General features: G+C 71.6%; 8 protein-coding genes. All 8 read left to right on the top strand.

What is annotated here, in order from left to right:
* The first annotated feature begins 301 nt into the window (after positions 1-301).
* The 8 genes from AB0F40_RS22765 (at position 302) to AB0F40_RS22730 (ending at position 8,867) form a co-directional block, all read left to right on the top strand.
* Positions 302-1,606: a lipase family protein gene (locus tag AB0F40_RS22765; protein ID WP_357473063.1), complete on the top strand. Its 1,305-nt coding sequence runs from the start codon at positions 302-304 to the stop codon at positions 1,604-1,606.
* Between the two features lie 216 nt (positions 1,607-1,822).
* On the top strand, positions 1,823-2,119 hold the full coding sequence (locus tag AB0F40_RS22760; RefSeq protein WP_357473061.1) for a WXG100 family type VII secretion target: 297 nt from the start codon (positions 1,823-1,825) through the stop codon (positions 2,117-2,119).
* 4 nt (positions 2,120-2,123) lie between these two features.
* Positions 2,124-2,405, top strand: coding sequence for a hypothetical protein (locus tag AB0F40_RS22755; protein ID WP_357473058.1), 282 nt, complete (start codon positions 2,124-2,126; stop codon positions 2,403-2,405).
* 29 nt (positions 2,406-2,434) lie between these two features.
* Positions 2,435-3,907, top strand: a complete 1,473-nt coding sequence (locus AB0F40_RS22750; protein WP_357473056.1) for a hypothetical protein — start codon at positions 2,435-2,437, stop codon at positions 3,905-3,907.
* A 2-nt stretch (positions 3,908-3,909) separates the two neighbouring features.
* Positions 3,910-4,572 carry a hypothetical protein gene (locus AB0F40_RS22745; RefSeq protein ID WP_357473053.1) on the top strand — a complete coding sequence of 221 codons (663 nt, stop codon included), beginning with the start codon at positions 3,910-3,912 and terminating at the stop codon, positions 4,570-4,572.
* Positions 4,569-5,273, top strand: a complete 705-nt coding sequence (locus AB0F40_RS22740) for a hypothetical protein (RefSeq protein ID WP_357473050.1) — start codon at positions 4,569-4,571, stop codon at positions 5,271-5,273. The genes AB0F40_RS22745 and AB0F40_RS22740 overlap by 4 nt, the downstream gene beginning before the upstream one ends.
* A gap of 62 nt (positions 5,274-5,335) precedes the next feature.
* Positions 5,336-6,970 carry a hypothetical protein gene (locus AB0F40_RS22735; protein WP_357473047.1) on the top strand — a complete coding sequence of 545 codons (1,635 nt, stop codon included), beginning with the start codon at positions 5,336-5,338 and terminating at the stop codon, positions 6,968-6,970.
* Complete coding sequence (locus AB0F40_RS22730; RefSeq protein ID WP_357473045.1) at positions 6,963-8,867, top strand: discoidin domain-containing protein; 1,905 nt, start codon at positions 6,963-6,965, stop codon at positions 8,865-8,867. The genes AB0F40_RS22735 and AB0F40_RS22730 overlap by 8 nt, the downstream gene beginning before the upstream one ends.

The following is an 8,867-nucleotide window of genomic DNA, read 5'->3' as shown; positions in this document are numbered from 1 at the left end:
CCCGCGGTCCGTGTGCGCGTGGCGCTGGCGGCCCCCGCCCCTCACCCCGACGCCCGCCCCCCCCCTCACCCCCCCCCCCCCCAACCCCCCCCCCCCCCGACCGAAGTCATCTCTGTGGCTGGGCAACCGGCCCACGTCAGCGGGCTGGGGTGAGCCGCAGGCCTGGTCATCTCTGTCCTGATGGGCTGGAAGGCGCTGTGCGCTTCTGCCGGAACACTATTGGGGTTACAGTCAGTAGCGGTCCGCATGCGGACCCCGGCGCTCAGGACCGAGCGCCGGTGGACCTCAACGAGGAGATCCGATGCCGCTCGAGACCGATTCGCGCGCCTTGTTCCTGGCCACGCCACGCGGCCGACGTCGGGCAGCAGGGCGTTGGACCGCCGTCGTCACGGCGCTCGCGGTGGTCGTGCTGCCGGCTGTGGCCGCTGCGCCTGCCGCCGCTGCGCCTGCCGGTGCGCCCACCGCCGCACCCGTCACCGCCCCGCGAACAGCGGACGTCCCCGATGTCCCCGACGTCCCCGACCCTGCCTCGACCGCCGACGACGGCTTCTACACCCCGCCGGCCCCGCTGCCGGACGGCCGGGACGGCGAGGTGGTGCGCTGGCGCGAGGAGCCCCCGGAGCTCAGTGCCCGCAACTACCTGCTGATGTACCACTCGACCAACGCGACCGGCCAGGACATCCCCGTCACCGGCCGCGTGCTCGTGCCGACCACGCCCTGGCGGGGCGAGGGCCCTCGGCCGATCGTGTCGGTGGCGAGCGGGACGCGCGGCGTCGGCGACACCTGTGCGCCGTCCCGCTGGCTGGACTACGAGCGGCCCTTCATCGAGCCGATGCTGCTGGCCGGCTGGGCGGTGGTGGTGACCGACTACGAGGGTCTCGGTACACCGGGCATGCACACCTATGTCGTCGGCCAGTCGGAGGGGCGGGCCGTCATCGACATGGTGCGGGCCGCCACGAACCTGCCCGCCACCGGCCTGGAGGCCGGCGGCAAGGTGGCGTTCTCCGGCTACTCGCAGGGCGGCGGGGCGGCGATGTGGGCGGGTGAGCTCCAGCCGGGCTACGCGCCGGAGCTCGACCTGGTTGGCGTCGCGGCGGGCGGCGTGCCCGCCGACCTCACCGAGGTGGCGGAGGGTCTCGACGGGCAGGTCGGGTTCGGCTTCCTGCTGCTGGCCGCCTACGGGCTCGATGCCGCCTACCCCGAGCTGGACCTCGAGACCTACCTCAACGAGCGCGGGCGAGAGACGTACGAGCGCGAGCAGGACGCCTGCGTCGACACGACGCTCACGCACGCGTACCAGAACCTCGGGATGTTCACGACGACGAATCCGCTGCGCTCCCCGGACTGGCAGGCGCGCCTCGCCGAGAACCGGCTCGGGGAGAACCCGCCGGACGTGCCGATCCGCCTCTTCCACGGGACGCTCGACGAGATCGTCGCGCCCGGGCAGGCCCGGACCCTGCGCAACGAGTACTGCTCGGCGGGTGCGGACGTGCAGTGGGAGTGGCACATCGGTGAGCACGTCTCGACGATGGTGACGGGTGCGCCGGGCGTGATCGTCTTCCTCGACCGGCGGTTCAGGGACCGCCCGTTCCTGGCTCACTGCTGAGCGGCGCGTCCCGAATCTCTCGACAAAGCCCCAGGTGAGGGGCACATTTGCGCATCGTCACGGCGGGTCCTGGGTAAAGCCCGGGGCCCGTCGTCGGTGCGTCGCGTGCCGTTGGTTCGGTGTTCACGCCCGATTGGCCGCCCGGTTGGTCCGATTGGTGACGATTGCGGAGCACCGCAGGGCACGAGTCCACACACGCGAACGAAGGGTTCCACCATGTCCAACATCAAGGTGACTTTCCAGGAGATGGAAGACGCTGCTCAGCGGATCAAGCAGGAGTCGGACGACATGCGGAGCAAGCTGGACCAGCTGCGTTCGATGGTGAGCAACCTGGTGGCCGACGGCTACGTGACGGACAAGTCGTCCAAGCGGTTCGACGAGTCCTACCAGGAGCTCGACAAGGGTGGCAAGCAGGTCCTCGAGGGGCTCACGGGCATCGGCGAGTACCTCAAGCAGGCAGCCGAGGCGCTCCGCAAGACGGACGAGGAACTCGCCAACGCGCTGAACAAGTAGCCCGGTGGCGGACCTCGTCGTCACCTCGATCGCCCTGGACGACGCTGAAAAGCAGCTCGCGGCGATCGTGGACGAGTTCAAGAACATGGGCAAGCTCTGGGACGACGGCGCCGTATGGGGCCACGACACGGTGAGAAGCGCCATGAACGACTTCGTCGATGACTGGTGGGTCAGGCGGGAGAAGCTGACCACCAACCTCTCGGACCTGCAGAAGAAGATGAAGCAGGCGTCCGAGCAGTGGAACGGCCTCGAGGTCGACCTGGCGAAGTCCTTCGACGAGCAATAGCGGGTAGGACAAGACGAGGAAGAGGACCGATGAGTGCTGTCCGGGGCGGGGACTGGCATCTGCTTGGCTATGACACGGACCCCGTCCCGGCGGAGGCTTCCGGCCTGGACGTGGTGATCAAGCACTACGAGGACATCGCCCTGGCGATGGAGACCCAGGCGAAGCTGCTCAAGAAGATCGGTGACGGCGACGAGACCCTGCTCAAGGGCGTGTCCGCCGACGCGATGCGCAAGCGGTCGCGAGAGAGCGCGGACGCGCTGAACAAGGCGGCCGGCCGGTACGCCGACGTCCGCGACGCGCTGCGTACGTACCAGCCGGCGCTGGAGACCGCACGCTCCGAGACCGGCCTCGCCCTCAAGGACGCCCAGGACGCCGCGGGCGCCCAGAGCGCCGCAGAGGGCATGCCCGACCCGGTGAACGCCGACCGGCCAGAGGGCGACCCGCCACTGACCGACGAGGACCGGCGGGCCTCCGAGAAGCGCTCCGGCAACATCGCGGCGGCCAAGGAGGACCTCGAGGCCGCGAAGGCCAGGGCCGTCGCCGCCATGACCACGTTCGACACGGCCGCCGACGCCGCAGCGCGCAAGATCCGGGAGAACTGGGGCGACGACGGGCTGACCCACAGCGACTGGGAAGCGTTCCTGCATCAGCTGAACAAGTTCCTCAAGAAGCTCGTCGAGATCCTGATGTACATCGGGATGGCGCTCGCCGTGCTCAGCATCCTCATACCCGGTCTGGGCATTCTTACCTTGCTGAGTGTGGTCGCCACCGTGGTCTCGGTCGCCGCCAGCTTCATCCTGGCCGTCCAGGGCGAGGGAAGCTGGCTGAGCGTGATCATCGGCGTGCTCAGCCTGGGCCTGATCGGGGTGGCGGCGAAGATGGCCGGTGGGCTCAAGGGCGTCCAGGCCGGCCTGCTGGGCAGGGGCGCGGGGTCCTTCGCCAACCAGCACCGGCAGCTCCAGAACCTGTTCCGGCAGCGGGAATGGTTGCGCAGCCTGCTCAGGATCGGTGCGACACCGGACCTTGCCCGGAGCATCGCGAACCTGAGCTTCCGGATCGGACCGATGACCACCAGGCTGCGCGGCTGGCAGGACTTCGCAGGCAAGACCAGCGTGTCGCCGGGCTGGTGGCAGATCGGCAAGCCGAACGCGTGGATCAGGGGCGACTTCAGCAAGCTGAGCGCGTGGTTCAAGAACGACGTCGGCCGCGTCAAGACGGCGTGGCCGTGGGGCGGCAGCTACCGCTGGGACCGCCTCATCGGCCTGAGCGACATCAAGGACGTGCAGAAGCTCAGTGCCGCCCTCAGCCAGCTCGGCGTCGGCGGCTTCGCGATCAAGCCCTGGATGTACATCGGGCCCGTCTCGTACACGTTCTCCTGGGCCATGCGGCCGTTCAGCCTGCTCAACCCCTCGAACTTCAACCCGGCCGACCCGCGGTGGAGCCTCTACGGCTGGCGCGACGCGGACTACGCCGGCCTGTACTCGGACCAGCTGGGACTATGACGATGCAGAGCAACGACACCTCCGCCGGCTTCGACGCCTCCGCCTGGACCTGGCGGGTGGACCCGCCGGCGGGCTGGCTCGTGGTCCCGAGCACCGAGACCGAGCCGCCCGACGCCGTCACCGCCTGGGAGCAGGAGGCCGCGGCGGCGGTGCGCGAGTCGCTCGAACCCGTGCCCGGCGAGACGGCGGAGCTGGACGACACCGCGCTTGCGGAGCTGGACCAGCTTGCCGTCGACTCGGTGGCGAACCTCCGTGCCTTCGCCGACGGCATGGCACCGGCGGGGAACCGCGTGGTCGCCGCCGTCGGCGTGCTGGGCAACGGTCCCGTCCCGGTGCTGGTCGCCGTGGGGCTGAGTGACCCGGCGGATCCGGACGGCGGCCTCATGGCCGCACTGGGAGCGACTGGCGGCAACCCGGCCACGCCACCGAACGTCGAGCACCTCGACCTGCCGGACGGCGACGGCGTGCGCGTGGTCCGCCTCGACGTCGACGAGGCTGGGACCGGCTGGATGAGCGTCGCCGTCGGCCGGCGCACCGAGCACCCCGACGCCGTCGTCGACACCGTGCTGGTGTGGCGCACGGTCGACCTGTTCCTCGTCGCGGCGATGGTGGAGCTGCTCGACCAGCTCCTGCCGACCGTGCAGATCACCAGGAGCGCGCGATGAGCGGAGCACGGAACGGTTCGCCGGGCGCCACGCCCGCCGTCGGGAAGCCGACCGACAGCTGGGTCATGCTGCTGCCGCCCGGATGGGCGCGGTTCCCGACGGGGGAGGGGCGGGCGCGCGAGCTCGACGAGGCGATCGAGCAGGTGGTGGCCAGGGCGCTGCCGGACGATCTGCCCAGGGACAAGGCCGAACCGCACCGGCACATGTTGCGCGACCAGCTGCACAAGACCCTCGCGAGTGCTCGCGACGCGGGCAGCGGCGCGGTCTACCTCCCGACGGAGCCGATGAACGGGACGGTAGTCCCCGCGTCCATCACCGAGCTGGAGTTCGTCAGCGACGCGGGCAGCGACCCGGTGGTGGTCGCGACCAGCATCCTCGCCGACGGGTACGAGGAGAGCGACCTCGTCGAGATCGACGGCAGGCCGGGCGTCCGCGTCCTCGCCACCTCGCACGAGGTCCAGCAGGACGGCGACTGGCCGGTGGTCTCCACCCGCCAGGTGCTGTACGTGGTCTCGCGGGACGACGCCGACGGCGACTGGCTGGCCCTGTCCTTCAGCACGGTCTGGAACAGCCACGAGACCGAGCGGCTCGCCGAGGCGCTGGTCTTCTTCTTCGATGCGGTGATGGGCACGTTCCGCTGGGCCGGCGCAGGGACGGAGATCGCGAACCTGCCGGAGCGGAAGGTCCCCGGCTCCGCGTGAGCCCTCCGTCTGTCCCGCGTACCACCACCTGACGTACCGACACATCTGAAGACGGAGTCAACGTGCATCACGTCCATCGCGTCGCCGCAGCCCTCGCGGTGGCGATCCTGTCCACGACGTCGGCAGCGGCCCTGGTGGTCGCGGCCGCCGGACCGGCGGCCGCCGACACGACCGGCGAGAAGGTCAAGTACTACGTGATGCAGACCAAGCCGAACGGCGAGCACGAGTTCCTGTTCGAGATCGCGCAGCGGTTCCTGGGCGACGGCAACCGGTTCATGGAGATCTTCGAGCTCAACGAGGGGCGCGTCCAGCCGGACGGCAACGCCCTGACCGATCCAGCGGCCGTGCTGCCGGGCTGGATCATGCAGCTGCCCGCCGACGCCGAGGGCGAGGGCATCGTCGTCGGGGTGCTGCCGGAGGGCCCGGCGGAGGGCGTGCCAGGGGCGAGCGCACCGGTGAGCGGCGCCGCGCCGTCGGACGACGCGGCCGCGGTGCCCTACTACGTGGTGGGCCGGACGCCGGAGGGCGAGACCGAGTACCTGTACCTGATCGCCGAACGGTTCCTCGGCGACGGCGAGCGGCACCCGGAGATCTTCGAGCTCAACGAGGGTCGCACCCAGCCCGACGGCGGTGTGCTCACCGACCCGGAGGTCGTGGAGGTCGGCTGGGCGCTCGAGCTTCCGCCGGACGCCGAGGGTAAGGGTCTGCAGCGTGGGCCGCTGCCGGGGCCGAGCCCGGTCGCCGGGGCGAGCACTCCGGCGTCGGGCGCTGCGGGATCGGAAGAGGCGGCGTCGGACACCGGGGCTGACGACGCGGGTGCCGCCGCCGGACCGTCCTGGCTGGCGCCCGTCCCGATCGCCGTCGGCGCCGCGGTGCTGCTGGGCACCGCCGCGCTCGGCGGGCTGCTCCTGGTGCGCCGTCGTCAGGCGGGCCGGGAGCAGCCGTTCGACGACAGCCTGCTGCGCACCGACACGTCGGCGGCATGGATGGTGGACCGGGCGCTGCGGGTGCTGCTCGCGGCGTGCGAGCGGGACGGCCAGGACCTGCCGGCGGTCACCGGCGTGTTCATCGAGGGCGGGGCCATGCGGCTCCGGCTCGGGAGCCCGGTCTCCCCGGCCCCGGCACCGTGGGTGGCGAACGAGGACGGGCAGAGCTGGTCCGCGCCGCTGGCGAAGCTGCAGTCGGCCCCGGCGTCGGAGGGCTCGACGGCACGGTTCGCGCGCCTGGTCACGATCGGCGTGGGCGAGACGGGCCGGGTGCTCGTCGACTTCGCGTCGGCCCGCGGCGTGATCAGCCTGGACGGGCCCACCCGTGCGCGGCACGAGGTGCTGCGCCGCTGGCTGGGCGAGCTGACCGGGAATCCCTGGTCGAACGATCCCCGGGTGGTCATGGTCGGAAACGGCCTCCCGCAGCCCGAGCTGGCGGAGCACCTGTCCGCGATCGAGCAGGTGATCCCGGAGCTGGACGCCGTGGGCGGCGGCGTCCTCGTGCTGTCGCAGGCGCCGTCGGTGCTGCAGCAGGACCTGCTCGCCGCGCGGTTCGCCACGCCGGGCTTCGGCTGGGTGGTGATCGTGCTGGGCGAGTCCTTGTCGGCGAAATGGCGCATCACGGCCACCGAGGACGGCTGGCTGCGCAGCGGTTTCCTGCCGGACGTGCGCTACACCGAGCAGGCCGCGGTGCGGCGTGCCGGTGAGTGACGTGCGCGGGGTCAGGGTGCTGCGGGCCCTGGTGACCATGGCCCTGGCGACGTTGCTCGTCCCCGTGCTGCCCGGCGCGGCCCTCGGGCCTTCTCACACCGTGCCTTCGACCAGCGTGCCTTCGACCAGCGTGCTCACGGCCTCCGTACCGGAGCCCGTGCTGCTCTCGCAGGGCAGGCCCGCCGTGTCGTCGTCGCTCGAGAAGGCCGACTTCCCCGCCCGCCAGGCGGTGGACGGGAACCCACGGACCCGCTGGTCCAGCGGATTCAGCGACCCGCAGTGGCTGCGCGTCGACCTGGGGCGGTCCACCGTGGTCCGCCGCGTCGAGATCGTGTGGGAGGTGTCCCACTCGACGGCGTACTCCATCGAGGTGTCGGCCGACGGCGAGATCTGGGCGCCGCAGTGGTCGACGGACGCCGCCGACGGCGGCACGGACGTGATCACCATCGATGCCACCGGCCGGTTCGTGCGCATGTACTCGACGGCTCGGGTCGGCACGGCGGGCAACTCGATCTGGGAGATGCGGGTCTACGGCGATCCCGCGCCGAAGAAGGCGGAGCCCGAGCCGACCCCCTCCAAGAAGCCCGCTGCGGATCCGCGGCCGAAGTCGTCCGAGCCGAAGGCCGAGCCGTCGGCGCCTGCCGCATCCACGCCGGCGCCGTCGGAGTCGGCCTCCCCGGTGCCGGAGCGCACCGGCCCGCCGGGTTCGGTCCTCTACTACGTGGTCGGCAAGGAGCCCGACGGCACGGTCGAGAAGCTCAACGACATCGCCGAGCGGTTCCTCGATGACCGCGACCGGTGGCCGGAGATCGCCGAGCTCACCGAGGGTCACCGGCAGCCCGACGGCAAGTTCATGACCGACCCGCGGACGCTGACGGCCGGGTGGGTCCTCAAGATGCCAAAGGACGCGTCGGGCGAGGAGCTGAAGTTCGCCCCGCTGCCGGGGTTCGAGAAGAAGTCGCAGGAGCCGTCGGCCTCTCCGTCGCCGTCGGCCGAGCCGACGGTCGAGGTGGCGGGCATCGACGAGGCAACCGGCGTCGGCCCGATCGGCCCGGCCTGGTACGCCGTCGGCGCGGGCCTCGTACTCGCGGCGCTGGTCTGGCCGGCCGTCTGGCTCCTCCGGCGCCGGAAGCGCCAGGAGCCGTTCGACGACAGCCTGCTGCGCACCGACACGTCGGCCGCTTGGACGGTCGACCGGTCGCTCCGGGTGCTGATGGCGGCGTGCGAACGGGACGAGCTCGAGCTGCCCGGCATCACCGGCGTGTTCATCGAGGGCAGCTCGCTGCGGCTGCGGCTGACCAACCCGGCTGCACCGGCGCCGGAGCCGTGGGCGGTGAGCGAGGACGGGCAGAGCTGGGCGGCGCCCCTGGCGAGGCTGCAGTCGGGGACGGCGTCGGACGGCTCGACGGCGCGGTTCGCCCGACTGGTCAACGTCGGCATGAGCGAGACGGGCCGGGTGCTGGTGGACTTCGCGTCGGCACACGGCGTGATCAGCCTGGACGGGCCGACGCGGGCGCGGCACGAGGTGCTGCGCCGGTGGCTAGGGGAGCTGACCGGCAACCCGTGGTCGGACGACCCGCGGGTGGTCATGGTCGGCAACGGTCTGCCCCAGCCGGAGCAGGTGGAGCACCTCGCGGGGATCGAGCAGGTGACCCCCGAGCTGGAGGTCGGCGAGGGCGGTGTGCTGGTCCTGTCGCAGGCGCCGTCCGCTGCCCAGCAGGACATGCTCGCGGCCCGGTTCGCCAGCCCGGAGTTCACGTGGGTGGTGATCGTGCTCGGCTCCGCCCCGTCGGCGCGCTGGCGGTTCACCGCGGGCGACGACGGCTGGCTGCGCAGCGGGTTCCTGCCCGACGTGCGCTACGACGAGCAGACCGCAATACGGCGAGGAGGCGAGTGA

Source organism: Promicromonospora sp. NPDC023987 (genome assembly GCF_040639055.1).
Classification (GTDB): Bacteria; Actinomycetota; Actinomycetes; order Actinomycetales; family Cellulomonadaceae; genus Promicromonospora.
This window is presented reverse-complemented; position numbering and strand designations above follow the sequence as displayed.

Coding starts and splice junctions, on each gene's coding strand:
- AB0F40_RS22765 (WP_357473063.1), top strand. CDS start 302: ATGCCGCTCGAGACCGATTCGCGCGCCTTGTTCCTGGCCACGCCACGC.
- AB0F40_RS22740 (WP_357473050.1), top strand. CDS start 4,569: ATGAGCGGAGCACGGAACGGTTCGCCGGGCGCCACGCCCGCCGTCGGG.
- AB0F40_RS22745 (WP_357473053.1), top strand. CDS start 3,910: ATGCAGAGCAACGACACCTCCGCCGGCTTCGACGCCTCCGCCTGGACC.
- AB0F40_RS22750 (WP_357473056.1), top strand. CDS start 2,435: ATGAGTGCTGTCCGGGGCGGGGACTGGCATCTGCTTGGCTATGACACG.
- AB0F40_RS22760 (WP_357473061.1), top strand. CDS start 1,823: ATGTCCAACATCAAGGTGACTTTCCAGGAGATGGAAGACGCTGCTCAG.